Below are 26,703 nucleotides of genomic sequence, written 5' to 3'. Positions count from 1 at the left end.
AGCCCTACGCGATGTCCCAGCCCGTCGGCCGCCCCACGCCGGTCACCAACGCAACCCACACCCAGAAGCCGTCCGGGATGCCGATCCACAAGTACGGCCGCTACGAGGCCGTCGACATCCCCGACCGCACCTGGCCGGACAGGCGCATCACCAAGGCGCCCCGCTGGCTCTCCACCGACCTGCGGGACGGCAACCAGGCGCTGATCGACCCCATGAGCCCCGCGCGCAAGCGCGAGATGTTCGACCTGCTGGTACGCATGGGCTACAAGGAGATCGAGGTCGGCTTCCCGTCCTCCGGCGAGACCGACTTCAACTTCGTCCGCTCCATCATCGAAGAGGGCGCCGTCCCCGAGGACGTCACGATCTCCGTCCTGACGCAGGCGCGCGAGGAGCTGATCGAGCGCACGGTGGAGTCGCTGCGAGGCGCCCACCGCGCCACCGTCCACCTGTACAACGCCACCGCCCCGGTCTTCCGCCGGGTCGTGTTCCGCGGCTCCAAGGAGCAGGTCAGGCAGATCGCGGTCGACGGCACCCGTCTGGTGATGGAGTACGCCGACAAGCTGCTGGGTGACGAGACGGTCTTCGGCTACCAGTACAGCCCCGAGATCTTCACCGACACCGAGCTGGACTTCGCCCTGGAGGTCTGCGAGGGCGTCATGGACGTCTGGCAGCCCGAGGAGGGCCGCGAGATCATCCTGAACCTGCCCGCCACCGTGGAGCGCTCGACGCCCTCCACGCACGCGGACCGGTTCGAGTGGATGTCCCGCAACCTGTCCCGCCGTGAGTACGTCTGCCTGTCCGTCCACCCCCACAACGACCGGGGTACGGCGGTGGCGGCGGCCGAGCTGGCGATCATGGCCGGCGCCGACCGTATCGAGGGCTGCCTGTTCGGGCAGGGCGAGCGCACCGGCAACGTGGACCTGGTGACCCTGGGCATGAACCTGTTCTCGCAGGGTGTCGATCCGCAGATCGACTTCTCGCAGATCGACGAGATCCGCCGCACCTCCGAATACTGCAACCAGATGGAGGTCCACCCGCGCCACCCCTACGCGGGCGACCTGGTCTACACCGCCTTCTCCGGCTCCCACCAGGACGCCATCAAGAAGGGCTTCGACGCGATGGAGGCCTCCGCGGCCGCCGCCGGCAAGACGGTCGACGACATCGAGTGGGCCGTGCCGTACCTGCCGATCGACCCGAAGGACGTCGGCCGGTCCTACGAGGCGGTCATCCGCGTCAACTCCCAGTCCGGCAAGGGCGGCATCGCGTACGTCCTGAAGAACGACCACAAGCTGGACCTGCCGCGCCGGATGCAGATCGAGTTCTCGCGGATCATCCAGGCGAAGACCGACGCCGAGGGCGGCGAGGTCACGCCCGGGGACATCTGGTCCGTCTTCCAGGACGAGTACCTGCCCAACCCGGACAACCCGTGGGGGCGCATCCAGCTGCGTTCCGGCCAGACCACGACCGACAAGGACGGCACGGACACGCTGACCGTCGAGGCGGTCGTCGACGGCGCCGAGACGGTCCTGACCGGCACCGGCAACGGACCCATCTCGGCCTTCTTCGCCGCGCTGCAGGCCATCGGCATCGATGTGCGGCTGCTGGACTACCAGGAGCACACGATGAGCGAGGGCGCGTCCGCCCAGGCCGCCTCGTACATCGAATGCGCCATCGACGGCAAGGTGCTGTGGGGCATCGGCATCGACGCCAACACCACCCGCGCCTCGCTGAAGGCCGTCATCTCCGCGGTGAACCGCGCCGCACGCTGACCCGGACACCGACGAACCCCGCCCTTCCGCGGAAGATCCCCGGAGCGTTTCCGGAGGGCGGGGTTCAGCCATGTCGTGGCGATCTCACGCCGGGGTGCTGACGTGACATCACCGATGTGGCTAACATCACGCCAACGCGGCAAGGTGGCCGAGGCGTTTCGGAGGTGCGACGTGCTGCCAGCACGAGGATCACGCGAGCGAAGAGTGCGCATCTGCTCCATTTCCACCTCGTGGAACACCGTCGGGGACGGCCATTTCTTCTGCCCCGGATGCGGCGGCGACCGCAATTACCGCCGCCGCACGGGCCGTCGGCGCCTCACCCTCCTCGGTGTGCCGCTGCTGCCCCGCGGCCTCGCCGGACCGGTCGTCGAATGCGCCGCCTGCCACGGCCACTTCGGCACCGACGCCTTGGACCACCCCACCACCGCCCGCTTCTCGGCGATGCTCCGCGACGCCGTCCACACCGTCGCCCTCGCCGTCCTCGCCGCCGGCGGCGTCTCCTCCCGCCCGGTCCTCCGCACCGCCGTCTCCGCCGTCCGCGCCGCCGGGTACGAGGACTGCACCGCCGACAGCCTCACCGCGCTGATCGCGGCCCTCGAAGCCGACACCGGCCGCTTCGTCGCCGACACCGGGACCCCGTGCGGCGCCGCCCTCGCGATCGAGCTCCACGAGGCGCTGGAGCCGCTCACCCCGCACCTCGCACCCGCCGGACGGGAGTCGATCCTGCTCCAGGGAGCCCGCATCGCCCTCGCCGACGGCGCGTACACCCCCGCCGAGCGGGACGTCCTCACCACGGTCGGCGCCGCCCTGCACCTCCCCGCCGAGGACACGGTCCGCCTCATGGAGACGGCCAGGACGCCGTTCTAGGCCCTCCGTCCGGGCGTGTCGCCCCGGCGACCGCCCGGGCCGTGACGGACGCTGGGCGGATGCTGGTACTGGGACGCTCACAGGTCGAGGCACTGCTCGACATGGACGCGCTGATCGACGGACTCGGTCCCGCGATGGTGGACCTCAGCGAGGGCCGCGCCTCCGTGCCCGACCGGGTCGCCGCCATGGTGCACGAGCGGGACGGCTTCCTCGCGGCCATGCCGGCCTTCGTGCCGTCCGCCGGGGTGCTCATGACCAAGCTGGTCTCCCTCTTCCCGCACAACGCCGGAACCCCGCTCCCCACCCACCAGGCACTCGTCGCCGTGTTCGACCCGGAGACGGGCGCCCCCCGGGCGCTGCTCGACGGGACCGCCATCACCGCCGCGCGGACCGCCGCCGCCTCCGCCCTGTCGGCGCGGCTCCTCGCCCGCGACGACGCCACCGTCCTCGCCGTGCTCGGCACCGGCGTCCAGGCCCGGACGCACGCCCACGCCCTGTGCCGGGTACGGCCCGTCCGGCACATCCGGGTGGCCGGCCGTGACGCGGTCAGGGCCGGGGTGCTGGCCGAGGAACTGGGGGCCGCCCTGAGCGCCGAGGTGGTCGCCGTACCGTCCTACGCCGAGGCGCTCGACGGTGCCGACCTCGTCGCCGCCGCCACCCACTCCGTCGACCCGGTCGTACGGCGGGCCTGGCTGACGCCCGGCGCGCACATCACCTCCGTCGGCTTCAACCGGGGCGGGCGGGAGGTCGACGACGCCACCGTGGCCGACGCCCTGGTGTGCGTCGAGTCCCGGCGGGCCGTGCTGGCGCCGTTCCCCGCCGGCAGCAACGACCTGCTCTTCCCCATCCGCGACGGCGTGATCACCGCCGATCACATCCACGCCGAACTCGGCGAACTGCTCAACGGCAGCAGGCCGGGCCGCCGGTCGCCCGACGAGATCACCCTCTACAAGTCGGTCGGGGTGGCCGTCCAGGACGCAGCCGCGGCAGCACTGGTCATCGACGCCGCCCGCGAACAGGCGGTCGGCGACGACATCCCGCTGTACTGATGGCCGGAAATCTTCGTTGCGTGGGGCCATGCGTCATCGGTACGTTGACGCCGTGACTGCCGGGTCGGCCATGGGCCACACACGAGTAGGGCACCCGGCCTCGGCGTGACGCCGGGGCGGGCCAGAGCCCCGCCTTCTTCTGTTTTCTCTCCGCGTACATCCGTGCATCCGTGCACACAGCAGTCCCTCGCCCCGGAGCAGAAAGCAGAGAATTGCCCATCGATTTCAATCAGCCGGTCATCGAAGAGTTCCGCGCCAACCACGGCCGCGTGGGCGGATGGTTCGAGGGAGCCCGGCTCGTCCTGCTGACCACCGTCGGCGCCCGGTCCGGCAAGCCCCACACCACCCCCGTCGGCTACTACCCCGACGGCGACGGCCGCGTCCTCGTCATCGCCTCGGCCGCCGGCGCGCCCAAGCACCCGGCCTGGTACCACAACCTGCTGGCCAACCCCCGTGTGACGGTCGAGAGCGGCGTCTTCACGTACGAGGCGGAAGCCACCGTCCTCCGGGGCGAGGAGCGCGACCGCGCCTTCGCCCGCGCGGTCGAGGCGGACTCCGGGTGGGCGGAATACCAGGCCAGGACCAGCCGCGTGATCCCCGTGGTCGCCCTCACCGAGGTCCCCGGCCCGCCCAGCCTCAACGGGAAGTCCCTGGGGGAGTACATCAAGACCGTCCACGACGCCTTCCGGCGCGAACTCGGGCTCATCCGCAAGGAGATCGCCAAGTCCGGAACCGCCGCCGGCCTCGTCACGCAACTGCGCGTCAACTGCCTGACCGTCTGCCAGGGGCTGCACAACCACCACACCGGGGAGGACACGATGCTCTTCCCGATGCTCGCCGACCGCCACCCCGAGCTGGCCCCGGTGGTGGACCGGCTGAAACAGGAGCACGAGCGGATCGCCGTCCTTCTCGCCGGCCTCAAGGAGGCCGTGTCCGAGGAAGGGGCGGACCCCCGGCACGTGCTGCGCGAAGTCGAGCGGCTCACGGACGAGCTGGAGGCCCACCTCGTGTACGAGGAGGAGCGGCTCATCCCGCTGCTCGACGCGTGAGAAGGCGGGGCGCCCCGGATCCTCCGGGGTGCCCCGCCACCGTGCTCGCCGTGCTCGCCGTGCGGTTACTGCCCGGCGCTCGCCCGCAGCATGCCCTCGCGCTCCACGATCTTGACGCGCTCGCGGCCCTCGGCCTCACCCAGCGCACGCTCGGCGGCGTCCAGGCGGTACCAGCCCTCCCACGTCGTGTACTCCACGCCCTTGTCCCGCAGGTACGCCACGACGGCGTCCTCCTCCGGCGTGGCCGGGGTGAGGAGCCGGCCCTCGCGGTGGTCCTCCAGCAGGTTGGCGACCGTCTCGTTGGCATCGCCCTTGGTGTGTCCGATCAGCCCGACCGGACCGCGCCGGATCCACCCGGTGACGTACGTGGACGCCATGTGCTCGCCGCCCTCGATCACCCGGCCGCCCTCGTCCGGGACGGTGCCGCTCGCGAGGTCGAACGGCAGCTTCGGCAGTTCGTCGGAGAGGTAGCCCACCGCGCGGTACACGGCCTGGACGTCCCAGGTCGTGAACTCGCCGGTGCCCTTCACGTTGCCCGTGCCGTCCAGCTCGGTCCGCTCGGTGCGCAGTCCGGCGACCTTGCCGTCCTCGCCGACGACCTCGGCGGGCGACTCGAAGAAGTGCAGGAACAGCTTGTGCGGCCGGTTTCCGACGTCGCGGATCGCCCAGTTCTCCAGGGTCTTGGCGACCATGTCGACCTGCTTGTTGGAGCGCCGCGCCTCGATGGACCCCGCGTCGTAGTCGATGTCCTCGGGGTTGACGATGACCTCGATGTTCGGCGAGTGGTCCAGCTCGCGCAGTTCCATCGGGCTGAACTTGGCCTGCGCGGGACCGCGCCGCCCGAAGACGTGGATCTCCAGCGCCTTGTTCGCCTTCAGGCCCTCGTAAACGTTCGGCGGGATCTCGGTCGGCAGCAGCTCGTCGGCCGTCTTGGCGAGGATGCGCGCCACGTCCAGCGCCACGTTGCCCACACCCAGCACCGCGACCTTCTCGGCCTCCAGCGGCCAGGTGCGCGGCACGTCCGGGTGGCCGTCGTACCAGGAGACGAAGTCGGCGGCGCCGTACGAGCCGTCCAGGTCGATCCCCGGTATGTCCAGCGCCCGGTCCGCCGTCGCACCGGTCGAGAAGATCACCGCGTCGTAGAACGCGCGCAGATCGTCCAGGACGATGTCGGTGCCGTAGTCCACGTTGCCGAACAGCCGGATCTGCGGCTTGTCGAGCACCTGGTGCAGCGCGGTGATGATGCCCTTGATGCGCGGGTGGTCGGGGGCCACGCCGTACCGGATCAGGCCGAACGGCGCCGGCATCCGCTCGAAGAGGTCGATCGACACGCCGGGGTCGGCGGCGGCCTCGGACTTCAGCAGCGCGTCGGCGGCGTAGATTCCGGCGGGGCCGGCACCGACGATCGCGACCCGCAGGGGGCGGGGCATGGCGGATTCCCTTCGAGCGAGGAGTGAGCGGTCACGGGAGTGCTCATACGCACCCTAAGTAAGGCTCACCTCACCTCGGTACCCACCCCCCGCCTATGACCCCATAAGCGGGACTTATGCCTACTCTCGCCTCTTCGCACGAACCGCGCCACGCTGGAGGTATGAACGGTTCCACCGGCTGGGGCGGCAGGCTGATGAACAGCTCGATCACCGGGATGTCCCCGTGGATAGTGTTCTCCCTGGTGGTCGGCCCCGGCCGGTACGAACTGGCCGCCGCGCTGTCCCTCGCCGTGGCGGTCCTCCTCGTGGTGGTGCGGCACCGCCCGGTGTTCCTGGAGATCGCGGGGCTCGTCTTCTTCGCGGTCCTCACCGTCGCCGGCATGATCGCCCCACCGGACACGCTGCGGTGGCTGGAGACGTACGCCAACGAGTGCTCCAACCTCGCGATCGCCGCGCTCGCCGGCGCCTCGGTCGCGGCGAGGGTGCCGCTGACCGTCCCGTACGCCCGCAAGAAAGTCCCCCGCGTGTTCTGGCACACCCCGGACTTCCTCCGCGCCAACGCGGTCGTCACCCGCGTCTGGGGCCTGGCCTTCCTGGTGGCGGCCCTGGCGGGTGGCGTCGGCGACCTGGTGCTGCGCGACCCGGACAACCTCTGGACGGCCTGGCTGATCCAGGCCTCGGCGCTCATCATCGCCATGCGCTTCACCGAGTGGTACCCGGCCGTGCCCCGGCCACCCGTCCGGAGCCTGCTGATGCCGTTCGTCGGCCTGCTCATCCCCATGGGCGTGCTCGTCCTGATCTACGACGCCGCCCCCCGGTGGTTCGCGGTGGGCCTCCTCGTCGTGGGCGTCGTCCTCGCGCGGGCGCTCCGCAAGGAGGTCGCGGTGGCCCAGCAGGAGGGGCGCGAGCCCTAGCGCCTCACGAGACGAAGCCGACGACGCCCGAACCGGGGCGTGCCTGTACGTGGCGCAGCCAGCCGACGACGTCCATGACGGCGTCGACCACCTCCGGGTCCAGCGGCGGGGCGTGGCCGTCCCGCTTGGTCCGCTCGAACTGCTCCAGCGCCTCCAGGCACTCCTCGTGCGTCCACTCCCCGCAGCGCGGCAGGTCGTAGGACGGGATGCCCTCGGGCAGGCCGCCGTAGCCGAACTCCGCCACCGAGACCGAGGTGATCCGCAGCGCCCGCAGCCCCTCGTCCACGACCTCCAGCCAGTCGCCCCGGAACGGGCAGAAGGAGGAGTTGTCGAGGAAGGACCCCGTCAGGGAGCACAGGCGCTTGTAGGCGTAGCCGTACTGGAACGCGTACTGCTTCTCCTCGTGGAACGGCCCGCCGTGCACCACCGCGCGCAGCGCCTCGTACGCGGTGGGGGCGCCCTCCTCGATCTCGGAGGAGAAGTAACGGTCGTCCGACGCCATATCGGTGCCGAACCGGTCGCGTATGACACCGAGCAACTGGTCGTCACGCGAACCGACGAGGGCGCGGGCGGCCTTGAGGTCGAGCAGGTACACGCTCAGGGAAGAACTCATGTGATCACGTTAGCCACCGGCACTGACACCCAGACCGTCGACGAACGCCCGCCAGGCGGGGGCGGTGACGACCAGAACGGGGCCGGCGGGGTTCTTGCTGTCCCGGACGGGCACGACACCGCCGGGGGCGCCGTCGAGGACTTCAAGGCAGCTTCCGCCGTTGCCGTCGCTGTACGTGCTCTTCCGCCACGGGGCCGCGCCGGGGAAGGCGTGCGCTACTTCGACGCAGTTGCCGCCGTCACCGTCGCTGTAGGAGCCCTTGTGCCACTGGGCGGTACTCAGGTCGTCCTCGCGCATCGTCTGTGGTCCTCCGCCGCTGATTCGATCAGGGTCAGAGATGCCTCCTGGGGGAGTGCGCTGGCCCTGAGCAGATCGTAGGCCGCCTGTACCTGCTTCACCAGGGCTGGATCATCCAGCAAATTGCCCGAATACACGGCCTCTGTATAGGCCGTTGGCGGCGCGTCCTCAAACTCCATGAGCGTGACCATGCCGGTGAGGAGGGCGTATGCCCCGGCGTCGTACGGGATCACCAGGGGCAGGACGGTCCGTGCGTGTGCCAGCTTCACGATGTGCTCAAGCTGCTCGGCCATGATGGCCGCGCCTCCCACGGGCGTGCGGAGCACGTTCTCGTGCAGGATCGCCCAGTACACCGGCGGGGACGGCCTTTTGAGGATGTGGGCGCGGTCCATTCGGGCGGCGACCTTGCCCTTGACGTCGCCTTCCGGGGCGAACGGGTTCATCGCCAGTGTGACCGCACGCGCGTACGGGGCCGTTTGCAACAGGCCGGGCACCAACGTCGGGGCGAAGTCGCACAGCTTCGTGGCGAGCGCCTCCAGCTCCGCCGCTGCCGCGAAGTGCTCGGCGTACCGGGAATTATGGATGAGCTTGCGGCACATCCGCTCGAAAAAGCCATCGGTTTGCAGGACCTCGTCGATCCTCGCCGCCACGTCCAACTGCGGCTTACGAATCGCCTGTTCGAATTGGCCGATGTACCCGCCCGAAACGAAGACCTTCCGCCCCAGTTCCTGCTGCGTCATTCTCGCGGCTTCGCGCCGGTTCTTGAGCTCCGTGCCGTAGAACTCCCAGGCGGCCTGCCTGGACGAGCCAGCGTTGGCCATGGCTTAACACCCCAGTCCTGCCGTGCAGTTGTAGCGCGTGCGCAACCGCCAATGCTAGGCGGTCGGGTCCATCCTGGGGGCAGTAAGCGGGAAATGGATTCGGAAAGGACGGCGCTGGTGAAGGAAGAAACCGAGCGACAGCCGGTGGGGACCGTTCGGGACGCGGAGGAGGCGGTGGCGGAATTGCGCGCGGCGCTGGAAAGGGCGGGAATCACGTTGCCCTCGCTGGGGCTGGACCCCGTCACGTGCGCCGCCGAGGCCCCCCGGCCGCTCGTGGAACTGGGACGTTGCACGGTGGAGACGGCGCGCAGGCTGGCCGCCGCTCTGCCGGAGGAAGGTGGCCGCTCATGACTCTGCCCGTCGGGTCGTACGTCGTCGATGTCCGCAACGGACGCGTGGGCCGCGTCATGGGGCACGTGGGGCCGTACCTCCAGCTGCGGCCCATCGGGGGCGGGCGGGAGTGGGACTGCCCGCCGGACGGCACGCGGCCGGCGACGGACGCGGAGCGGATCAGGGCGGCGACGGCGTACGTGAACGCGCGCAGCCGGGGCGAGGTGCCATGACGCGGGACGGGGCACCAGGCGTGGTGCGTGTTGACGCCGTTCTTCAGCCGCTCCCGGTGGGCACTGGACCGAGCCGGGAACAGTGTCTCCAGTTCCGTGAAGTCGCAGATCGCGACGAGGCCGGCGCCGATCCTGGCGTCCCACTCCTCCGTGGCCCGGCCGGTCCGATGCGAGGGCGTCCGTCCGACCCGCCCCCGTGCGGGACAATGGCCCCATGACCCTGTTCCGCGACGACGGCATCGTGCTGCGCACCCAGAAGCTGGGTGAGGCGGACCGCATCATCACGATCCTCACGCGCGGGCACGGGCGCGTGCGGGCCGTCGCGCGGGGCGTGCGGCGTACGAAGTCGAAGTTCGGCGCCCGGCTGGAGCCGTTCAGCCACGTCGACGTGCAGTTCTTCGCGCGGGGAAGCGAGCTGGTGGGGCGCGGGCTGCCGCTGTGCACGCAGAGCGAGACGATCGCGGCGTACGGCAGCGGCATCGTGACCGACTACGCCCGGTACACCGCCGGTACGGCCATGCTGGAGACCGCCGAGCGGTTCACGGACCACGAGGGCGAGCCGGCCGTCCAGCAGTACCTGCTGCTCGTCGGGGGGCTGCGGACCCTCTCGCGCGGCGAGCACGCCCCGCACCTGATCCTGGACGCCTTCCTGCTCCGCTCGCTGGCCGTGAACGGCTACGCCCCCTCCTTCGACGACTGCGCCCGGTGCGGGCTGCCCGGACCGAACCGGTTCTTCTCGGTCGGGGCGGGCGGGGTCATATGCGGCGACTGCCGGGTTCCCGGGAGCGTCGTACCCTCTGCGGAGGCCGTCGGTCTGCTCAGCGCGCTGCTGACCGGCGACTGGGAGACGGCGGACGCGTGCGAGCCGCGCCACGTCAGGGAGGGCAGCGGACTGGTGTCCGCCTATCTGCACTGGCACCTGGAGCGAGGGCTGCGCTCCCTTCGGTACGTCGAGAAGTAGAAGCAGAATGAGGAGAGTGTGAGCCGCATGGCACGACGCGGATTCCTGGGCCGGTCCCGCCGCGACTACGAGGACCCCGAGCCGCACCCCTCCGGCGCGCGGCCGCCGAGGATCCCGGGCGAGCTGGTGCCGAACCACGTGGCGATCGTCATGGACGGCAACGGCCGCTGGGCGAAGGACCGCGGCCTGCCGCGCACCGAGGGCCACAAGGTGGGGGCCGAGCGCGTCCTGGACGTCCTCCAGGGCGCGATCGAGATGGGCGTCGGGTCCATCTCCCTGTACGCCTTCTCCACCGAGAACTGGAAGCGGTCGCCGGACGAGGTGCGCTTCCTGATGAACTTCAACCGCGACTTCATCCGCAAGACCCGCGACCAGCTCGACGAGCTGGGCATCCGGGTGCGCTGGGTGGGCCGTATGCCCAGGCTGTGGAAGTCGGTGGCCAAGGAGCTCCAGGTCGCCCAGGAGCAGACCAAGGACAACGACCGCCTCACCCTGTACTTCTGCATGAACTACGGCGGGCGCGCGGAGCTCGCGGACGCCATGCAGGCCATCGCCGAGGACGTGAAGGCGGGCAAGCTCGACCCGTCGAAGGTCGGCGAGAAGACGATCCAGAAGTACCTCTACTACCCGGACATGCCGGACGTGGACCTGTTCCTGCGGCCCAGCGGCGAGCAGCGCACCTCCAACTACCTGATCTGGCAGAGCGCGTACGCCGAGATGGTGTTCCAGGACGTGCTGTGGCCCGACTTCGACCGCCGCGACCTGTGGCGGGCGTGCCTGGAGTTCGCCCAGCGCGACCGCCGCTTCGGCGGGGCGATCCCCAACGAGGAGCTGCTGGCCATGCAGGGCCGTCCGGAGACCGAGCAGACGGCCGAGCAGGCGGCCGGGGAACCGGCTGTCTGACCCGGCCGCTACGATCACGGGCCGTCTCACTCACCACCGGGAGGGTCCGTGACCGAAGCAGTTCCCGAGACGGCACAGGACGCCGTGGAGCTGACCTATGTACCCGTCCTCGCCGACGCGGTCGGGGCGATCCGTGCCCGGGCGAAGCGCACCCCGGCGGGACGGTTGCAGAACGGCGTGCTGCTGGCGTGCGCGCTGTTCATGTTGGGCTCACTCGTCCTGAACCTCACCGGACCGAAGGGGCCGAGCGCGGGCGGGACGGTGCTCTGCCTCGTGGTGCTGCTCTTCATCCTCGGCGTGTACGTACTGGTGCCCGGCCTCCAGGGGCAGCAGGTGCACCGGATGTACGCCACCCAGGACGAGTTCCGGGCGATCGTGGACGAGGACGGCGTACGGCAGTTCTCGCGGGACCTGGACATGACGTACCGCTGGCCCTTGATGTCCCGGTACACCGAGACCGACGAGCTGTTCGTGCTGCTCACGGGCGACCGCTACGGGGTGGGCATCGCCTTCCTCCCCAAGCGGGGCATAGCCGGCCCGGAGGGCGTCGACCGGCTGCGGGCGATCCTGGACGCGAACATCAGCCGCATCTGACGCACACGTGGAAGGGGGCCCGCACCGGACGGGTCCGGTGCGGGCCCCCTTCGTCACGTCTCACATCACTTCGCGGCGCACTCCGCGCACGTACCGAAGATCTCCACCGTGTGCGCCACGTTCACGAACGCGTGCTCCGCCGCGATCGTCTCGGCCCACTGCTCCACCGCCGGGCCCTCCACCTCGACCGCCTTGCCGCACATGCGGCACACCAGGTGGTGGTGGTGCTCGCCCGAGGAGCAGCGGCGGTAGACCGCCTCGCCCTCACTGGTGCGCAGCACGTCGACCTCGCCGGCGTCGGCGAGGGACTGCAGGGTGCGGTAGACCGTCGTCAGGCCCACTGAGTCGCCGCGGTGCTTGAGCATGTCGTGCAGCTCCTGCGCGCTGCGGAACTCGTCCACCTCGTTCAGCGCCGCCGACACGGCAGCTCGCTGCCGGGTCGACCGGCCGCGCACGCCGGGGGTTCCAGCCATCGCCACAGGTGCCTCCTCAACACTCGGCCCGCTCACATGTACGTCGGGCCATTCTGCCAGGCCCCGGTGAGGGACCCGGCAGCCCCGCGTCAGACCTTCCCGACCCTGACGTCGTCGCCCGCCGGGCCGTGGGTGCCCGTGACGGCGACGTCGCAGCCGTCCACGGCCACCGGTTCGGCCGCCTTGGCGCGGCGCCGGGCCAGGGGTGTGGCCAGGGCGGTCAGCACGACGAACACCGCGATGGCCAGCAGGACAATCGTCGCGCCGGGCGGCACGTCCTGGTAGTAGGAGGTCGCCGTACCCGCCAGCGTCACTCCCGTACCGATCAGTACCGCCAGCGTGAACGTCATGCGGAAGCTGCGCGCCAGCTGCTGAGCCGCCGCGACCGGCACCACCATCAGGGCGCTGACCAGCAGCAGCCCGACCACCCGCATGGCGACCGTGACGGTCACCGCGGCGGTCACGGCGATCAGCAGGTTCAGCGCCCGCACGGGCAGGCCGGTCACCCGGGCGAACTCCTCGTCCTGGCTGACGGCGAACAACTGCCGCCGCAGTCCGAGAGTGACGAGTATCACGAAGGTCGCCAGCACGCAGATGGCGGTGACGTCCTCCTCGGACACCGTGGACAGCGAGCCGAAGAGGTACGAGTTGAGGTTGGCGTTCGAGCCGGTCGGCGACAGATTGATCAGCATCACACCGCCGGCCATACCGCCGTAGAAGAGCAGCGCCAGCGCGATGTCACCACGGGTGCGCCCGTACGCCCGGATCAGTTCCATGGTGATCGCGCCGAGGATGGAGACGGCCGCGGCCATCCACACCGGGTTGGTGGACAGCAGGAAGCCGAGGCCGACGCCGGTCATGGCGACATGGCCGATGCCGTCGCCCATCAGGGCCTGCCGGCGCTGCACCAGGTAGATGCCGACGGCCGGGGCGGTGATGCCGACCAGGACGGCCGCGAGCAGCGCGCGCTGCATGAAGGCGAGCTGGAGCATTTCCATGTCAGGTCAGCAGTCCCGTGCGGAGCGGCTCGTCCGCCGCGTGCGGATGTACGTGGTCGTGGCCGGGCAGCGCGTGCTGGCCGACGGCCCTGGGCGGCGGTCCGTCGTGGACGACGCAGCCGTCGCGCAGCACGACCGCGCGGTCGATCAGCGGCTCCAGCGGGCCCAGCTCGTGCAGCACCAGCAGGACGGTCGCCCCGTCCGCGACCTGCTCGCGCAGTGTCGAGGCGAGGATCTCCTGGCTGGCCAGGTCGACGCCCGCCATCGGCTCGTCCATGATCAGCAGCTCGGGGTCGGCGGCGAGGGCGCGGGCGATCAGCACCCGCTGGTGCTGTCCGCCGGACAGGGCGCTCACGGAGTCCTTGGCGCGGTCGGCGAGCCCCACGAGCTCGATGGCCCGCTCCACGGCCGCCCGGTCGGCCCGGGAGGGCCACCTCAGCTTCGTACGGGAGAGGCGGCCGGACGAGACGACCTCGCGGATCGTGGCCGGGACGCCGCTGGCCGCGGTGGTGCGCTGCGGTACGTAACCGATGCGGGACCAGTCGCGGAACCGCTTCAGCTCCGTGCCGAACAGGGAGATGGACCCGCCGGTGAGGGGGACCTGGCCGATCACGGAGCGTACGGCGGTGGACTTGCCCGAGCCGTTGGCGCCGAGCAGCGCGACGACCTCACCGTGGCGGACGGTGAGGTCGACGCCGCGCAGCACGGGGCGCGAGCCGAGCGAGGCGGTGGCCGAGCGGACGGATATGACGGGCTCGCTCCTGGCGGGTTCGCTGCTCACGGTGGTGCCTCCCATGCGGGTCACTTGGCGCCGAGGGCCTTCTGCAGCGCGGCGAGGTTGGCTTCCATGACCTCGATGTAGTCAGCGCCCTTGGACCGCTCGGTGATTCCCTCCAGCGGGTCGAGGACATCCGTCTTGAGGCCGGTGTCCCGGGCGAGGGTCTTGGCGGTCTTGTCGCTGGCCAGGGTCTCGAAGAACACGGTCGTGACGTTGTCCTTCCTGGCGGTGTCCTGGAGCTCCTTGACCCGCGCGGGGCTCGGCTCGGACTCGGGGTCCATGCCGGAGATGCCTTCCTGGTCCAGGCCGTACCGCTCGGCGAGGTAGCCGAAGGCGGAGTGGGTGGTGATGAAGGTCTTGGTGCTGGTGTTCTTCAGGCCCTGCTCGAACTTCGCGTGGAGGGCGTCCAGCTTCCTCACCAGCTCCGCGGTGTTCTTCTTGTACGCCGCCGCGTTGTCCGGGTCGGCCTTCTCCAGGGAGGCGCCGACGCCCTTGGCGACCTCGGCGTACTTCAGCGGGTCGAGCCAGATGTGCGGGTCGGCTCCGGCCTCCTCCCCGCCGTGCTCCTCGTGCCCGTGCTCGTCGTGTCCGGGCTCCTCTCCCTCGTGGGCGTGGCCGTCGGTCGCGGTGCCGTGCTCCTCCAGCTCGGTGAGGGTGGCGGCGTCCACGGTGTTCTTGACGCCCGCCTGCTTGATCGCGTCGTCGACGGCGGGCTGGATGCCCTTGAGGTAGAGGATGTAGTCCGCCTCGCCGAGCTCGCCGATCTGCTTCGGCTTGAGCTCCAGGTCGTGCGGCTCGACACCGGGCTTGGTGAGGGTGGTGACGGAGACGCGGTCGCCGCCGATCCGCTCGGCCAGGAACTGCATGGGGTAGAACGACGCCACCACGTCCAGCTTGCCGTCCTCCTTGGCGGGGGCGGAGGCGGCGGAGCCGGAGGAGCCGCCGCAGGCGGAGAGCGTGACCAGGCCGAGGGCCACGGCTCCGGCGAGGGCGGTGGTGGGTATCAGACGTCGTACGTTCATGGGATTCATTTTCAACAACAGTGGAAACGATTGTCAACAAAACGGGTAAGTGGCCCCGGCCACCCACCGATTTGATCCCAGGGGTGCGCGCGCCGGTAACCTGAAGCATTCGCCGTTCGCCATCGTCGTTATGAAGAGAGCACAGTGGCCGCCGACAAGATCGACACGATCGTCAACCTGAGCAAGCGCCGTGGCTTCGTCTACCCGTGCAGCGAGATCTACGGCGGTCAGCGCGCCGCCTGGGACTACGGGCCGCTGGGTGTCGAGCTCAAGGAGAACCTCAAGCGCCAGTGGTGGCGCTACATGGTCACCTCGCGCGAGGACGTCGTCGGTATCGACTCGTCGGTGATCCTGGCCCCCGAGGTCTGGGAGGCCTCCGGCCACGTCGCCACGTTCACCGACCCGCTCACCGAGTGCACCTCGTGCCACAAGCGTTTCCGCGCGGACCACTTGGAGGAGGCGTACGAGGAGAAGCACGGTCGCCTCCCCGAGAACGGCCTGAAGGACCTGGGCTGCCCCAACTGCGGCAACAAGGGCACCTTCACCGAGCCCAAGCAGTTCTCCGGCCTGCTCTCCACGCACCTCGGCCCGACGCAGGACTCCGGCTCCGTCGCCTACCTGCGCCCCGAGACCGCCCAGGGCATCTTCACCAACTTCGGCCAGGTGCAGCAGACTTCGCGCAAGAAGCCGCCGTTCGGCATCGCGCAGATGGGCAAGTCCTTCCGGAACGAGATCACTCCGGGCAACTTCATCTTCCGCACCCGCGAGTTCGAGCAGATGGAGATGGAGTTCTTCGTCAAGCCGGGCGAGGACGAGCAGTGGCAGGAATACTGGATGGAGCAGCGCTGGAACTGGTACCGCGACCTGGGTCTCCGTGAGGAGAACATGCGCTGGTACGAGCACCCGCAGGAGAAGCTCTCCCACTACTCCAAGCGCACCGCCGACATCGAGTACCGCTTCCAGTTCGGCGGCAGCGAGTGGGGCGAGCTCGAGGGCGTCGCCAACCGCACCGACTACGACCTGTCGGCCCACTCCAAGGCGTCGGGCACCGACCTGTCGTTCTTCGACCAGGAGGCCGGCGAGCGCTGGACGCCGTACGTCATCGAGCCGGCCGCCGGTGTCGGCCGCGCGATGCTGGCGTTCCTCCTCGACGCGTACAACGAGGACGAGGCCCCGAACGCCAAGGGCGTCATGGAGAAGCGCACCGTGATGCGCCTCGACCCGCGCCTCGCGCCGGTCAAGGTCGCGGTGCTGCCGCTCTCCCGCAATCCGCAGCTGTCGCCGAAGGCGAAGGGTCTCGCGACCGACCTGCGCAAGAACTGGAACATCGAGTTCGACGACGCCGGCGCCATCGGCCGCCGCTACCGCCGCCAGGACGAGATCGGCACCCCGTTCTGCGTCACCGTCGACTTCGACACCCTCGACGACAACGCGGTGACCGTGCGCGAGCGCGACACGATGAAGCAGGAGCGCGTCTCCCTGGACCAGATCCAGGGCTACCTGGGCAGCCGCCTGCTGGGCTGCTGACACCCCCGCCCCGCGCCTGTGGGAAGCCCCCGGCCCCTGATGGAGGGACCGGGGGCTTCCCGCGTGAGCGGCAGCATCGGGGGAGCGGTGGAGACCGGGCGTGCGGGCCGCGCGTCGGGAGGCGGGAGAAAAAGTGGATGCCGCGCCCTGCGGGGCGGGGTACCGTCACCGCATGCCGTTCCTTCCGATCTACGAGTGAGAGTGCGGCGGGCCCGACCACCCGCCCCCCACGCGCGTGTCGAATCACTTCTCACCACGATGGAGAACCCGTGGCCAAAAGCCGTAACAACCTGCTGGGCGTAGGCGGACAGCGGAAGAAGGTGTCCCGCGCCGACCAGCAGGGCTCCGCCCCCGCTCGCGCCGCCGACCGCAGGGCCGCCGCCGACCAGAAGCAGGAGCTGCTGCGCAAGATGCGGGAGCGCGCGCTCGGCGAGCAGCAGGAGAGCTGACCGCAGGCGGCCGCCTCCCCCGGACCGCGCACGGCGATATGTCGCACGGCGCGAAGCAGGGCCCGGGTCACCCCTCGACGGGTGGCCCGGGCCTCTGTCGTGCCGGGGTGGGGCGGGGGAGGGGGCCGGTCGCGCCGTTGCCCGTGGGCGCGCGTCCCAGGGGCCGGGGCGGGGGCGGTGGACCGGGGCGCGGGGGCGCGGGCATCCGGGGTGCGGGGCCGTCGCCGGGGTGGGCTCAGCGGGTGGCGGGGAGCGTCTCCGGGGCCTGTAGACGCCGTGCCGTCCGCTCGGCCGTGCCACGGGCCCAGGAGCCGCTGGTCGCCGCGCCCACCAGGAGGACGCACACGCCGCACCCGGCGATGATCCACCAGGCCGGGCGGCTCGCGGCGACGAAGCCGTCGGTGTGGGCGGCGGGCGAGACGCCGGCGGCCAGGACGGCGCCGATGACCGCGACGCCCAGCGTCTGGCCGATCTGCCGGCTCGTGGAGGCGACGGCGGCGGCGACGCCCGCCTGGCCGCGGGGCATGCCGGAGACGGCCGTGTTGGTGATGGGAGCGTTCACCATGCCGAAGCCGAGGCCGAACAGTACGTACCCGGTGAACAGCAACGGGGTGGACGTCTCCGCCTCGAACGCGGCGAACAGCACCCCGCTCGCGGTCATCGTCACGCCCGCGATCAGCAGCGGAGGGCGTGGCCCCCTACTGCCGACCAGCCGCCCGGACAGGGGCGCGCAGACGAAGGTGAGCGCCGCCATCGGCAGCATGTACAGCCCGGCGTGCAGGGCGGTGAGCCCCCGCACGTCCTGGAGGTACAGGGTGTTGACGAAGAGGAACCCGCCCAGGGCGGCGAAGGAGCACACCGCGATGACCGTGGCCCCGCTGAACGGGGCGCTGCGGAAGAAGCGCAGGTCGATCAGCGGTTCGGCGCGCCTGGGCTCGTACCGCAGCAGGGCGAGGAGCGCCAGGACGGCAGCCGCGGAGAAGCCCAGGATCAGCGGGGAGGTCCACCCGGCGACGGGGGCCTCGATGATCGCGTACGTCAGAGAGCCCAGGAGCGCCATGACCAGGAGCTGGCCGACCGGGTCCGCCCGGCGGGGCTTCGGGGCGCGGGACTCGGGGACGTACCGGAGGGTGAGGAACAGGGCGAGCAGGCCGATCGGCAGGTTGATCCAGAAGATCGACCGCCAGCCGACCGCATCCGTGAGCACCCCGCCGACCAGCGGGCCCGCCGCCATGGAGATGCCCACGACGCCGCCCCAGACGCCGATGGCGCGGGCACGCGCGCGTGGCTCGGTGAAGGTGTTGGTGATGATCGACATGGCGACCGGGTTGAGCATCGAGCCGCCCACGGCCTGGACCATACGGAAGGCGACCAGTGACTCCAGGTTCGGCGCCAGGGAGCAGAGCAACGAGCCGGCCGTGAAGAGGACGAGCCCGGCCATGAAGACCTTGCGGCGGCCGATCCGGTCGGCGGTGGAGCCGGCGAGCATCAGCAGGGACGCCAGGACGAGCGTGTAGGCGTCGATGGTCCACTGCATCCCGGCGACGTCCGCGCCCAGCTCCCGGCGCATCGAGGGCAGGGCGACATTGAGGACGGTGTTGTCCAGGCTGACGATCAGCAGGCTCATGCAGCAGATCGCCAGGACCAGCAGCCGTCGGCGGTGGGTGAGCTCGGGCACCTGTCCAAAGTACGCCTAACTAACGACCGGTCCGGCGCGTGGGCGACAATGGGGGGCATGACCGCGTTCAATCCTCTCGCCATCGGGCCGCACACCGTGCAGCCCCCGGTGGTGCTCGCGCCGATGGCCGGCATCACCAACGCCCCTTTCCGCACCCTCTGCCGTGAGTTCTCCGGCGGGAAGGGGCTGTTCGTGAGCGAGATGATCACGACACGGGCGCTGGTGGAGCGCAACGAGAAGACCATGCAGCTGGTCCACTTCGACGAGACGGAGACGCCCCGGTCGATCCAGCTGTACGGGGTCGACCCGGTGACGGTCGGCAAGGCCGTCCGGATGATCGTCGACGAGGACCTCGCCGACCACATCGACCTGAACTTCGGCTGCCCGGTGCCCAAGGTGACGCGCAAGGGCGGCGGTTCCGCCCTGCCGTACAAGCGGCCGCTGCTGCGGGCGATCCTGAACGAGGCGGTCTCGAACGCCGGGGACCTGCCCGTCACGATGAAGATGCGCAAGGGCATCGACGACGACCACATCACCTTCCTGGACGCCGGGCGCATCGCGGTCGAGGAGGGCGTGACGGCCATCGCCCTGCACGGGCGGACCGCCGCGCAGCACTACGGCGGCACCGCGGACTGGGACGCCATCGCGCGCCTGAAGGAACACGTCCCCGAGATCCCGGTGCTCGGCAACGGTGACATCTGGTCGGCGGACGACGCGCTGCGGATGATGCGCCGGACCGGCTGCGACGGCGTCGTGGTGGGACGCGGGTGCCTGGGTCGGCCGTGGCTGTTCGGCGACCTGGTGGCGGCCTTCGAGGGCAAGGGCGCGGCGGCGACGCCCACGCTGCGCGAGGTCGCGGACGTGATGGTCCGGCACGCGCGGCTGCTGGGGGAGTGGATCGGCGACGAGACGCGGGGCGTCATCGACTTCCGTAAGCACGTGGCGTGGTACCTCAAGGGATTCGCGGTCGGCTCGGAGATGCGCAAGCGGCTGGCGGTGACCTCGTCGCTGGACGAGCTGCGCGCTCAGCTGAGCGCGCTGGACCTGGACCAGGCGTGGCCGGCCGGGGCGGACGGTCCGCGCGGGCGGACGTCCGGGAACAACCGCGTGGTGCTGCCGGACGGGTGGCTGAAGGACCCCTATGACTCCGCCGCCGTCAGCGCTGACGCGGAACTGGACACGTCGGGCGGCTGACGGCGGGGGGCGCCCGCCAAGGGTGCGGAGGGCGTCCGCATGGAGTGCGGCGCCCGTCCGGATCGTGGAACCGGCCGCTTCGGCGGGGCGTGATTCTCGCCACCCCTGATAGGGGTTGCGCTCAGATGAGCGCCAGCGAGGCGGCTGCACTTCTCAAAGGGTGGCACTGAGTGCCACCCTTTTTGCGTTCAAGAGTTGAACTCACGTGGCCCGCTGAGCGCTCACATGAGCGAATACTCTCAGCTTTGAGTCAAACGTCATTCGGAGGCTGAAGGAGTCGAGCCGGAAAACCTACCGCGCGGTCACTTTCGATCTGCTGGCGGACGGGTGGTTAAGGCCGTATGACGGGTAGGCGTACGTACCCAGAAGCCTTCGATCTGGGTATGTTCCTCGCCGTCAGGGCAGCCACCGAGTCCTCGAGGAGTCGAGACCCGTGTCGGAAAACAAAGATCAGAAGTTCGTGTACGACTTCACCGAGGGCAACAAGGACCTGAAGGACCTGCTCGGCGGTAAAGGTGCCAACCTCGCCGAGATGACCAACCTGGGTCTCCCGGTGCCTCCCGGCTTCACCATCACCACCGAGGCTTGCAAGGTCTACCTCGACAGCGGTGACGAGCCCGTCGAGCTGCGCGACGAGGTCACCGCGCACCTCGACGCCCTCGAGGCGAAGATGGGCAAGAAGCTCGGTCAGGCCGACAACCCGCTTCTGGTCTCCGTCCGGTCCGGCGCCAAGTTCTCCATGCCCGGCATGATGGACACCGTCCTCAACATCGGACTCTCCGACAAGTCCGTCGAGGGCCTGGCCAAGCAGTCCGGGGACGAGCGGTTCGCCTGGGACTCCTACCGCCGCCTCATCCAGATGTTCGGCAAGACCGTCCTCGGCGTCGACGGTGAGCTCTTCGAGGAGGCCCTCGAAGACGCCAAGGCCACCAAGAAGGTCACGGTCGACACCGACCTCGACGCCGGTGACCTGAAGAAGCTCGTCAAGCACTTCAAGAAGATCGTCAAGACCGAGGCCGGCCGCGACTTCCCCCAGGACCCGCGCGAGCAGATGGACCTGGCCATCAAGGCCGTCTTCGACTCCTGGAACGGCGAGCGCGCCAAGCTGTACCGCCGCCAGGAGCGCATCCCGCACGACCTCGGTACGGCCGTCAACGTCTGCTCCATGGTCTTCGGCAACCTCGGCCCCGACTCCGGCACCGGCGTCGCCTTCACCCGCGACCCCGCCTCCGGCCACCAGGGTGTGTACGGCGACTACCTGCAGAACGCGCAGGGCGAGGACGTCGTCGCCGGCATCCGCAACACCGTGCCGCTGGCCGACCTCGAGTCGATCGACAAGAAGTCGTACGACCAGCTGATGCAGATCATGGAGACGCTGGAGAACCACTACAAGGACCTCTGCGACATCGAGTTCACCATCGAGCGCGGGCAGCTGTGGATGCTCCAGACCCGCGTCGGCAAGCGCACCGCCGGTGCCGCCTTCCGGATCGCCACGCAGCTCGTCGACCAGGGCCTGATCGACGAGGCCGAGGCCCTCCAGCGCGTCAACGGCGCCCAGCTCGCCCAGCTGATGTTCCCGCGCTTCGACGAGAAGGCGTCGGTCGCGCAGGTCGGGCGCGGCATCGCCGCCTCGCCGGGCGCCGCCGTCGGCAAGGCCGTCTTCGACTCGTACACCGCCGTCAAGTGGTCCCGGTCCGGCGAGAAGGTCATCCTCATCCGCCGTGAGACCAACCCCGACGACCTGGACGGCATGATCGCCGCCGAGGGCATCCTGACCTCGCGCGGCGGCAAGACCTCCCACGCGGCCGTCGTGGCGCGCGGCATGGGCAAGACCTGTGTCTGCGGCGCCGAGGAGCTGGAGGTCGACACCAAGCGCCGCCGGATGACCGTGCCCGGCGGGCACGTCGTCGAGGAGGGCGACGTCGTCTCCATCGACGGCTCCACCGGCAAGGTGTACCTCGGCGAGGTCCCCGTCGTGCCGTCGCCGGTCGTCGAGTACTTCGAGGGCCGTATGCACGCCGGCGCCGACGACGCCGACGAGCTGGTCCAGGCCGTGCACCGGATCATGGCGTACGCGGACCGGGTACGCCGGCTGCGCGTACGGGCCAACGCCGACAACGCCGAGGACGCCTCGCGGGCGCGGCGCTTCGGCGCCCAGGGCATCGGCCTGTGCCGCACCGAGCACATGTTCCTCGGCGACCGCCGCCAGTACGTCGAGCGGCTCATCCTCGCCGACACGGACGCCGAGCGCGACGAGGCCCTCAAGGCCCTGCTGCCGCTCCAGAAGGACGACTTCGTCGAGCTGTTCGAGGCGATGGACGGCCTGCCGGTGACGGTCCGCCTGCTGGACCCGCCGCTGCACGAGTTCCTGCCCGACATCACCGAGCTGTCGGTGCGCGTCGCCCTCGCCGAGGCCCGCAAGGAGCCGCACGAGAACGAGCTGCGCCTCCTCCAGGCCGTGCACCGGCTGCACGAGCAGAACCCGATGTTGGGTCTGCGCGGTGTCCGCCTCGGTCTGGTCATCCCCGGCCTGTTCACCATGCAGGTCCGTGCCATCGCCGAGGCCGCCGCCCAGCGCATCGAGGCCAAGGGCGACCCGCGCGCCGAGATCATGATCCCGCTGGTGGGCACCGTCCAGGAGCTGGAGCTGGTCCGCGACGAGGCCGAGCAGGTCATCGCCGAGGTCCAGGCGCAGACCGGCGTCGAGCTGAAGCTCGCGCTCGGCACGATGATCGAGCTGCCGCGCGCCGCCGTGACCGCCGGTCAGATCGCCGAGTGCGCCGAGTTCTTCTCCTTCGGCACCAACGACCTCACCCAGACGGTGTGGGGCTTCTCCCGGGACGACGTGGAGGCCAGCTTCTTCACCGCGTACCTGGAGAAGGGCATCTTCGGCGTCAGTCCGTTCGAGACGATCGACAAGGATGGCGTGGGCGCGCTCGTGCGCAGCGCGGTCGAGGCCGGCCGGGCCACCCGCCCGGACATCAAGCTCGGCGTGTGCGGTGAGCACGGCGGTGACCCCGAGTCGGTGCACTTCTTCCACGAGGTGGGCCTGGACTACGTCTCCTGCTCGCCGTTCCGCATCCCGGTGGCACGCCTGGAGGCGGGCCGCGCGGCGGCGCAGCCGAGCGGGAGCGACAGCCGCTGAACCGTGGCCGGACCGTGGCCGGGCCGCCGTGGCCCGGACGGTCCGGCGCTGAGACCCCGGAGCCGCCGTTGGTCCCCGACCCTCACCGATCGGCGGCGGCTCCGGTCCGTTAGAGAGACGGGGCGGACACCTTGTGCGGAGGTGTCCGCCCCGCCGTCGTCCGTTGCCCCGGAGGGGCGTGCGCGCACGCCCCTCCGGGGCAACGCGCTGCTCCCGCGCGCTGCTCCCGCGCGCTGCTCCCGCGCGCCGGGGCGGGGCCACCAGGATGGGCGTGCGGGCGGGCGTGTGCGGGACGGGCCCGCCAGTCCGCGCGGAGCGGGCGCAGGGGGCTGGGCTGAGGGGCGTGGTGGTGCTGGGGGGTGCGGGGCATGGAGGGTGGGTCGCCGGGCGGCGTTTGGGCGCCGGTACCGGGGATACCCGCCCGGGAGGTTCCCACCCGCCGGGGCGCCGGTGCCGTGGTGGGCTCAGGTGTCCCCCGGGGCCGGGGGCCCTCGTGGGCGGGGGCCGTCGGCCGCCAGGGGCCGCCGTCGTACACGTCCGGCGGTGACGGGGGAGCCGCGAGGAGAGGAATTGTGGGTTCCTGTTGCATTGCGGCCGGTTGAATTCCGGGCTGTTGAACACCGGACCTTTATGTCAGGTCAATGTACTGGCCATTGTCCGGCCGAATGAGGCGATTCATCCCGCAAAGAACGGGCGGAGCGCGGCCACCGGATCCCCACCCGCCGACCGCGCCCCATTACCCCTGCCGGGCGGGAGAGCCGCAACCTTTCAGGTCCGCCGCCGGACGTGCGAAGCCCCCCACGGTCTTCACCACGTCACCTCGGTCCTGAAGGTTTCCTGCCCGACGCCGTACAGCTTTTCGGTTCACCCCCTGTCTCCGCGATGCGTTTCAACTGTGGCTGAAATGCCGTGGTGACGGCGTGTGATGGCATGCATACTCATTGGCGGGGGGTGATTGCGGATGCAACAGGGGTGGGTTCAGTGCTGCGTATTCATTTCACCGGGGACGACCTTGCCGGGGTCCGGATGGCGGCCCGGCCGGATGCGTTGTGGGAAACGATTCTCAGCTTTCACAGGTTGCGCGACCGGCGCGGCGCGCTCGTCTACGGGGCATGGCGATCGGAATCGCGGACGCGGCTGAACGGCGAAACGCGGCTGCTGGGCGCGCTGGTGCCCACGCGGGGCTATTTCCCGGATTTCCTGACCCCGCCACAGGGCATTGACGGCCTCGACACGGGCCTTCAGGCAGTGCGCGCCACCCCGCCCGCCCGGGTCCACACGGAGCTGGCCCTGCTGGCCTCCTCACGCCCCGGCGGGCCCCAGTTGCCCGGCTGGGCGCGCGACCTCGCCGAGGGGCGCCAGGAGCCGTTCGGACGGCTCATCGGGGCACTGCGCGGCTACCACCGGGCCGCCATCGAGCCGTACTGGTCGCACATCGAGGCCCGTGTGGAGGCCGACCGCGCCGTACGCGGCCGCGCCCTCCTCGACGGCGGGGCCGACGAACTGCTCGCCTCCCTGCCGCCGGTGCTGCGCTGGCGCGCGCCGGTACTGGAGGCCGACTACCCGGTCGACCGCGAACTGTGGCTGGACGGGCGCGGCCTGCTGCTCCAGCCCTCGTACTTCTGCCGGGGCACCCCGGTCGTCCTGCGCGACCCGGACCTGCCGCCTGTCCTCGTCTACCCCGTCACGCACAGCGACGCGCCGGTGTCCGGCCCGTGCGAGCCCGGGGCGACCCCGCTGGGCCGGCTCGTCGGGCACACGCGTTGCGCGGTCCTCCGGGCCATAGGCCAGGGCGGCACGACCAGCGAGCTGGCCCGCCGGGCGGGCGTCTCCCTCGCCTCCGCCAGCCAGCACGCGGGCGTGCTGCGCGACGCGGGCCTTGTCGTCACGCTCCGCCAGGGCAGTTCCGTGCTGCACACGCTGACGCCACTGGGCGCCGCCCTCCTCCACGGGGGCGGCGCCCAGCCCGGGCAGCAGCAGTCGCAGCGACGGCGCTACGCGCGGAACGGCCCCGTCACCTCGTAGGTGATGCCGCCCGACGAACTGCCGCTCGTACCGCGCTGGCTGGAGAAGTACAGCCGCTTGCCGTCCGGCGAGAAGGCCGGGCCGCAGATCTCGGAGCCGGACTGGCCGTTGATCCGCAGGAAGGGTGCCACCACGTCGTCCGGCGTGATGACGCAGATCTCCATGTTGCCGCCGTCCTCCGCGACGAACAGGTCGCCGGAGGACGATCCGGTGACGTTGTCCACCCCGGTCAGCGGGGCGGTGCCGCCGCTGACCAACGAGTCGTCGTAGGCCAGCTCGTAGGTGTTGTTCGCCAGGTTCAGCTGCCACAGGCGGTTGTCGCCCTTGGTGGTGAACCAGACGGTGTCGTTGGCGTAGTGGCAGCCCTCGCCGCCGTTGAAGCGCTTGGCGCCCGACACCTGGTCACGGGTGTAGGTCGGCGAGCCGTCCCGGTCGGGCACGGTCGCCCAGGTGAAGCTGCCGGAGGTGGCGGTGCCGGCCTTCAGCACCTGGAGGGTGCCGGAGGACAGGTCGCCCCAGGTGGTGGGGATGAAGCGGTACAGACAGCCGTTGGACTCGTCCTCGGTCAGGTAGATCACCTTGCGCACGGGGTCGGCGGCCGCCGCCTCGTGCTTGAAGCGGCCCATGGCGTCCCGCCGCACGGCGGCCTTCACGCCGTAGGGGTCGGTCTCGTACACGTATCCGAGGCTGACCTCCTCGCAGGACAGCCAGGTGTTCCACGGGGTCTTGCCGCCCGCGCAGTTGGTGCGGGTGTTCGACAGGATGCGGTACGCGCCGGTGATCGCGCCCGTGGAGGAGAACCTGACGGCGCCGGCGCCGCCCCCCGGGTTGATCTCCGAGTTCGAGACGTAGATCCAGCCCGTGCCGTCCACGAAGCAGGCGCCGCCGTCCGGGGCGTTGTGCCAGGTGTACGAGGTGGAACCGACCTTCTGTCCGGACCGGGCGATCACCCGGCTCGTGAAGCCGCTGGGCAACTGGATGCCGTTGGCGTCCGCCGCGCCGAGTGCCCCGTACGGCCCGGGACCCGGCTGTGCGGGGGCCGCGTAGGCCGCGCCACGCATGAGGGTGCCGCCGAAGGCGGCGGCGGTGCCGCCGATGACCGCTCCACGCAGGAAACTGCGACGTTCCACTTGTCACTCCAGGAGGTTCGTGACCGGACCAGCCGCACCGGGGCGGGGCGGCGGGGTCGAGCGCTTCGGGGAACCTAGAAGCCCTGGATTGACGGTGCATCAACAAGCAGTGAAGGGGAAGCGTCGGGCGCCGGTCCGTGCCGGTCCACCCCTCCAGCGGCTTCATGAGTTCGGTGAGGCGCTCTTTCCAGAACACCTTCTACGCCCCCGTCGCCTCCGTGTCCGGGAGCCCGGCCCCGCCCGGGCCGTGGCCGCGGCGGTGCGGGCCCGGGCGGGTGGACGCCTCGCCCGGCGGCCTCCCGGTGATCCTCCGGCCGGGCGAGGCCGGGGCCCGGGCCGCGCGGTGGCGGGCGGTGGGGGCCGGGGCGCCCGCGCGGTGGCGGGCCGGGCGCGGCGGGGCGAGATTTTCTTCGAGGAAGTCCGGCGGGAGCGATGAGTTCCGCCGGGCCCCCCG

25 protein-coding genes are annotated in these 26,703 nt (G+C 70.7%); 15 read left to right on the top strand and 10 right to left on the bottom strand.

The window, feature by feature from the left end; translation table 11 throughout:
- Positions 1 to 11: 11 nt before the first annotated feature.
- The 4 genes from leuA to ABD347_RS02065 all read left to right on the top strand — a co-directional run bounded on the left by leuA (position 12) and on the right by ABD347_RS02065 (position 4,734).
- Positions 12 to 1,769 carry a 2-isopropylmalate synthase gene (gene leuA / locus ABD347_RS02080; protein WP_344355656.1) on the top strand — a complete coding sequence of 586 codons (1,758 nt, stop codon included), beginning with the start codon at positions 12 to 14 and terminating at the stop codon, positions 1,767 to 1,769.
- Between the two features lie 171 nt (positions 1,770 to 1,940).
- The gene (locus tag ABD347_RS02075) at positions 1,941 to 2,636 is read left to right on the top strand and encodes a TerB family tellurite resistance protein (protein WP_344355654.1); all 696 of its coding nucleotides are present in this window, start codon (positions 1,941 to 1,943) and stop codon (positions 2,634 to 2,636) included.
- 59 nt (positions 2,637 to 2,695) lie between these two features.
- A complete protein-coding gene (locus tag ABD347_RS02070; RefSeq protein WP_344355652.1) occupies positions 2,696 to 3,685 on the top strand; it encodes an ornithine cyclodeaminase family protein in 990 nt (329 codons plus the stop codon).
- 212 nt (positions 3,686 to 3,897) lie between these two features.
- Complete coding sequence (locus ABD347_RS02065) at positions 3,898 to 4,734, top strand: nitroreductase/quinone reductase family protein (RefSeq protein WP_344355650.1); 837 nt, start codon at positions 3,898 to 3,900, stop codon at positions 4,732 to 4,734.
- Positions 4,735 to 4,799: 65 nt separating this feature from the next.
- On the opposite strand, the gene ABD347_RS02060 is transcribed toward ABD347_RS02065, so the two are convergent.
- A complete protein-coding gene (locus ABD347_RS02060) occupies positions 4,800 to 6,164 on the bottom strand; it encodes an FAD-dependent oxidoreductase (RefSeq protein ID WP_344355647.1) in 1,365 nt (454 codons plus the stop codon).
- A 161-nt stretch (positions 6,165 to 6,325) separates the two neighbouring features.
- Between ABD347_RS02060 and ABD347_RS02055 the strand changes: the two genes are divergently transcribed.
- Positions 6,326 to 7,078, top strand: a complete 753-nt coding sequence (locus ABD347_RS02055) for a hypothetical protein (protein WP_344355645.1) — start codon at positions 6,326 to 6,328, stop codon at positions 7,076 to 7,078.
- A 4-nt stretch (positions 7,079 to 7,082) separates the two neighbouring features.
- On the opposite strand, the gene ABD347_RS02050 is transcribed toward ABD347_RS02055, so the two are convergent.
- The 3 genes from ABD347_RS02050 to ABD347_RS02040 are packed head-to-tail and all read right to left on the bottom strand — an operon-like array spanning position 7,083 to position 8,809.
- Positions 7,083 to 7,691 carry a DUF7691 family protein gene (locus tag ABD347_RS02050; protein WP_344355643.1) on the bottom strand — a complete coding sequence of 203 codons (609 nt, stop codon included), beginning with the start codon at positions 7,689 to 7,691 and terminating at the stop codon, positions 7,083 to 7,085.
- Positions 7,692 to 7,700: 9 nt separating this feature from the next.
- Entirely contained in the window at positions 7,701 to 7,988 is a 288-nt protein-coding gene (locus ABD347_RS02045; protein ID WP_344355641.1) for a DUF397 domain-containing protein, read from the bottom strand.
- On the bottom strand, positions 7,970 to 8,809 hold the full coding sequence (locus ABD347_RS02040) for a helix-turn-helix domain-containing protein (protein ID WP_344355639.1): 840 nt from the start codon (positions 8,807 to 8,809) through the stop codon (positions 7,970 to 7,972). The genes ABD347_RS02045 and ABD347_RS02040 overlap by 19 nt, the downstream gene beginning before the upstream one ends.
- A gap of 117 nt (positions 8,810 to 8,926) precedes the next feature.
- Here ABD347_RS02040 and ABD347_RS02035 point away from each other — a divergent pair, with 117 nt between their 5' ends.
- The 5 genes from ABD347_RS02035 to ABD347_RS02015 all read left to right on the top strand — a co-directional run bounded on the left by ABD347_RS02035 (position 8,927) and on the right by ABD347_RS02015 (position 11,830).
- Entirely contained in the window at positions 8,927 to 9,160 is a 234-nt protein-coding gene (locus ABD347_RS02035) for a hypothetical protein (protein WP_344355638.1), read from the top strand.
- Positions 9,157 to 9,372, top strand: coding sequence for a hypothetical protein (locus tag ABD347_RS02030; RefSeq protein WP_344355636.1), 216 nt, complete (start codon positions 9,157 to 9,159; stop codon positions 9,370 to 9,372). The genes ABD347_RS02035 and ABD347_RS02030 overlap by 4 nt, the downstream gene beginning before the upstream one ends.
- 214 nt (positions 9,373 to 9,586) lie before the next feature.
- On the top strand, positions 9,587 to 10,333 hold the full coding sequence (gene recO, locus ABD347_RS02025; RefSeq protein ID WP_344355634.1) for a DNA repair protein RecO: 747 nt from the start codon (positions 9,587 to 9,589) through the stop codon (positions 10,331 to 10,333).
- A 27-nt stretch (positions 10,334 to 10,360) separates the two neighbouring features.
- Positions 10,361 to 11,236, top strand: coding sequence for an isoprenyl transferase (locus ABD347_RS02020; RefSeq protein ID WP_344355632.1), 876 nt, complete (start codon positions 10,361 to 10,363; stop codon positions 11,234 to 11,236).
- Between the two features lie 48 nt (positions 11,237 to 11,284).
- Positions 11,285 to 11,830 carry a YcxB family protein gene (locus ABD347_RS02015; RefSeq protein ID WP_344355631.1) on the top strand — a complete coding sequence of 182 codons (546 nt, stop codon included), beginning with the start codon at positions 11,285 to 11,287 and terminating at the stop codon, positions 11,828 to 11,830.
- 65 nt (positions 11,831 to 11,895) lie between these two features.
- Here ABD347_RS02015 and ABD347_RS02010 read toward each other — a convergent pair whose 3' ends face one another.
- The 4 genes from ABD347_RS02010 to ABD347_RS01995 all read right to left on the bottom strand — a co-directional run bounded on the left by ABD347_RS02010 (position 11,896) and on the right by ABD347_RS01995 (position 15,101).
- The gene (locus ABD347_RS02010; RefSeq protein WP_344356341.1) at positions 11,896 to 12,303 is read right to left on the bottom strand and encodes a Fur family transcriptional regulator; all 408 of its coding nucleotides are present in this window, start codon (positions 12,301 to 12,303) and stop codon (positions 11,896 to 11,898) included.
- Positions 12,304 to 12,392: 89 nt separating this feature from the next.
- Positions 12,393 to 13,301 carry a metal ABC transporter permease gene (locus ABD347_RS02005; protein WP_344355629.1) on the bottom strand — a complete coding sequence of 303 codons (909 nt, stop codon included), beginning with the start codon at positions 13,299 to 13,301 and terminating at the stop codon, positions 12,393 to 12,395.
- A gap of 1 nt (position 13,302) precedes the next feature.
- Entirely contained in the window at positions 13,303 to 14,097 is a 795-nt protein-coding gene (locus tag ABD347_RS02000; protein WP_344355626.1) for a metal ABC transporter ATP-binding protein, read from the bottom strand.
- A 5-nt stretch (positions 14,098 to 14,102) separates the two neighbouring features.
- The gene (locus ABD347_RS01995; protein WP_344355623.1) at positions 14,103 to 15,101 is read right to left on the bottom strand and encodes a metal ABC transporter substrate-binding protein; all 999 of its coding nucleotides are present in this window, start codon (positions 15,099 to 15,101) and stop codon (positions 14,103 to 14,105) included.
- Between the two features lie 144 nt (positions 15,102 to 15,245).
- Between ABD347_RS01995 and ABD347_RS01990 the strand changes: the two genes are divergently transcribed.
- Together ABD347_RS01990 and ABD347_RS01985 are read left to right on the top strand one after the other, a co-directional pair.
- Positions 15,246 to 16,628 (top strand): glycine--tRNA ligase, encoded by a 1,383-nt coding sequence (locus tag ABD347_RS01990; protein WP_344355620.1) that lies wholly within the window; start codon positions 15,246 to 15,248, stop codon positions 16,626 to 16,628.
- A 269-nt stretch (positions 16,629 to 16,897) separates the two neighbouring features.
- Positions 16,898 to 17,077, top strand: coding sequence for a DUF6243 family protein (locus tag ABD347_RS01985; protein ID WP_344355617.1), 180 nt, complete (start codon positions 16,898 to 16,900; stop codon positions 17,075 to 17,077).
- 235 nt (positions 17,078 to 17,312) lie between these two features.
- On the opposite strand, the gene ABD347_RS01980 is transcribed toward ABD347_RS01985, so the two are convergent.
- Complete coding sequence (locus ABD347_RS01980; protein ID WP_344355616.1) at positions 17,313 to 18,755, bottom strand: MFS transporter; 1,443 nt, start codon at positions 18,753 to 18,755, stop codon at positions 17,313 to 17,315.
- Between the two features lie 57 nt (positions 18,756 to 18,812).
- Here ABD347_RS01980 and dusB point away from each other — a divergent pair, with 57 nt between their 5' ends.
- The 3 genes from dusB to ABD347_RS01965 all read left to right on the top strand — a co-directional run bounded on the left by dusB (position 18,813) and on the right by ABD347_RS01965 (position 25,119).
- Positions 18,813 to 19,949 (top strand): tRNA dihydrouridine synthase DusB, encoded by a 1,137-nt coding sequence (gene dusB, locus ABD347_RS01975; protein ID WP_344355613.1) that lies wholly within the window; start codon positions 18,813 to 18,815, stop codon positions 19,947 to 19,949.
- Between the two features lie 433 nt (positions 19,950 to 20,382).
- The gene (ppdK, locus tag ABD347_RS01970; protein ID WP_344355609.1) at positions 20,383 to 23,094 is read left to right on the top strand and encodes a pyruvate, phosphate dikinase; all 2,712 of its coding nucleotides are present in this window, start codon (positions 20,383 to 20,385) and stop codon (positions 23,092 to 23,094) included.
- A 981-nt stretch (positions 23,095 to 24,075) separates the two neighbouring features.
- Positions 24,076 to 25,119, top strand: coding sequence for an ArsR/SmtB family transcription factor (locus tag ABD347_RS01965; protein ID WP_344355607.1), 1,044 nt, complete (start codon positions 24,076 to 24,078; stop codon positions 25,117 to 25,119).
- On the opposite strand, the gene ABD347_RS01960 is transcribed toward ABD347_RS01965, so the two are convergent.
- Complete coding sequence (locus ABD347_RS01960) at positions 25,089 to 26,249, bottom strand: PhoX family protein (RefSeq protein WP_344355606.1); 1,161 nt, start codon at positions 26,247 to 26,249, stop codon at positions 25,089 to 25,091. The two genes, ABD347_RS01965 and ABD347_RS01960, sit on opposite strands and share 31 nt — an antisense overlap.
- Between the last annotated feature and the right edge of the window lie 454 nt (positions 26,250 to 26,703).

The organism is Streptomyces gobitricini (assembly GCF_039532985.1).
GTDB classification, from domain to species: Bacteria; Actinomycetota; Actinomycetes; order Streptomycetales; family Streptomycetaceae; genus Streptomyces; species Streptomyces gobitricini.
This window is presented reverse-complemented; position numbering and strand designations above follow the sequence as displayed.

Excerpts from the sequence above, each read along its gene's own strand:
- leuA (WP_344355656.1), top strand. The coding sequence starts at position 12 with ATGTCCCAGCCCGTCGGCCGCCCCACGCCGGTCACCAACGCAACCCAC.
- ABD347_RS02070 (WP_344355652.1), top strand. The coding sequence starts at position 2,696 with ATGCTGGTACTGGGACGCTCACAGGTCGAGGCACTGCTCGACATGGAC.
- ABD347_RS02060 (WP_344355647.1), bottom strand. The coding sequence starts at position 6,164 with ATGCCCCGCCCCCTGCGGGTCGCGATCGTCGGTGCCGGCCCCGCCGGA.
- ABD347_RS02055 (WP_344355645.1), top strand. The coding sequence starts at position 6,326 with ATGAACGGTTCCACCGGCTGGGGCGGCAGGCTGATGAACAGCTCGATC.
- ABD347_RS02050 (WP_344355643.1), bottom strand. The coding sequence starts at position 7,691 with ATGAGTTCTTCCCTGAGCGTGTACCTGCTCGACCTCAAGGCCGCCCGC.
- ABD347_RS02045 (WP_344355641.1), bottom strand. The coding sequence starts at position 7,988 with ATGCGCGAGGACGACCTGAGTACCGCCCAGTGGCACAAGGGCTCCTAC.
- ABD347_RS02040 (WP_344355639.1), bottom strand. The coding sequence starts at position 8,809 with ATGGCCAACGCTGGCTCGTCCAGGCAGGCCGCCTGGGAGTTCTACGGC.
- ABD347_RS02030 (WP_344355636.1), top strand. The coding sequence starts at position 9,157 with ATGACTCTGCCCGTCGGGTCGTACGTCGTCGATGTCCGCAACGGACGC.
- recO (WP_344355634.1), top strand. The coding sequence starts at position 9,587 with ATGACCCTGTTCCGCGACGACGGCATCGTGCTGCGCACCCAGAAGCTG.
- ABD347_RS02020 (WP_344355632.1), top strand. The coding sequence starts at position 10,361 with ATGGCACGACGCGGATTCCTGGGCCGGTCCCGCCGCGACTACGAGGAC.
- ABD347_RS02010 (WP_344356341.1), bottom strand. The coding sequence starts at position 12,303 with ATGGCTGGAACCCCCGGCGTGCGCGGCCGGTCGACCCGGCAGCGAGCT.
- ABD347_RS02005 (WP_344355629.1), bottom strand. The coding sequence starts at position 13,301 with ATGGAAATGCTCCAGCTCGCCTTCATGCAGCGCGCGCTGCTCGCGGCC.
- ABD347_RS02000 (WP_344355626.1), bottom strand. The coding sequence starts at position 14,097 with ATGGGAGGCACCACCGTGAGCAGCGAACCCGCCAGGAGCGAGCCCGTC.
- ABD347_RS01995 (WP_344355623.1), bottom strand. The coding sequence starts at position 15,101 with ATGAACGTACGACGTCTGATACCCACCACCGCCCTCGCCGGAGCCGTG.
- dusB (WP_344355613.1), top strand. The coding sequence starts at position 18,813 with ATGACCGCGTTCAATCCTCTCGCCATCGGGCCGCACACCGTGCAGCCC.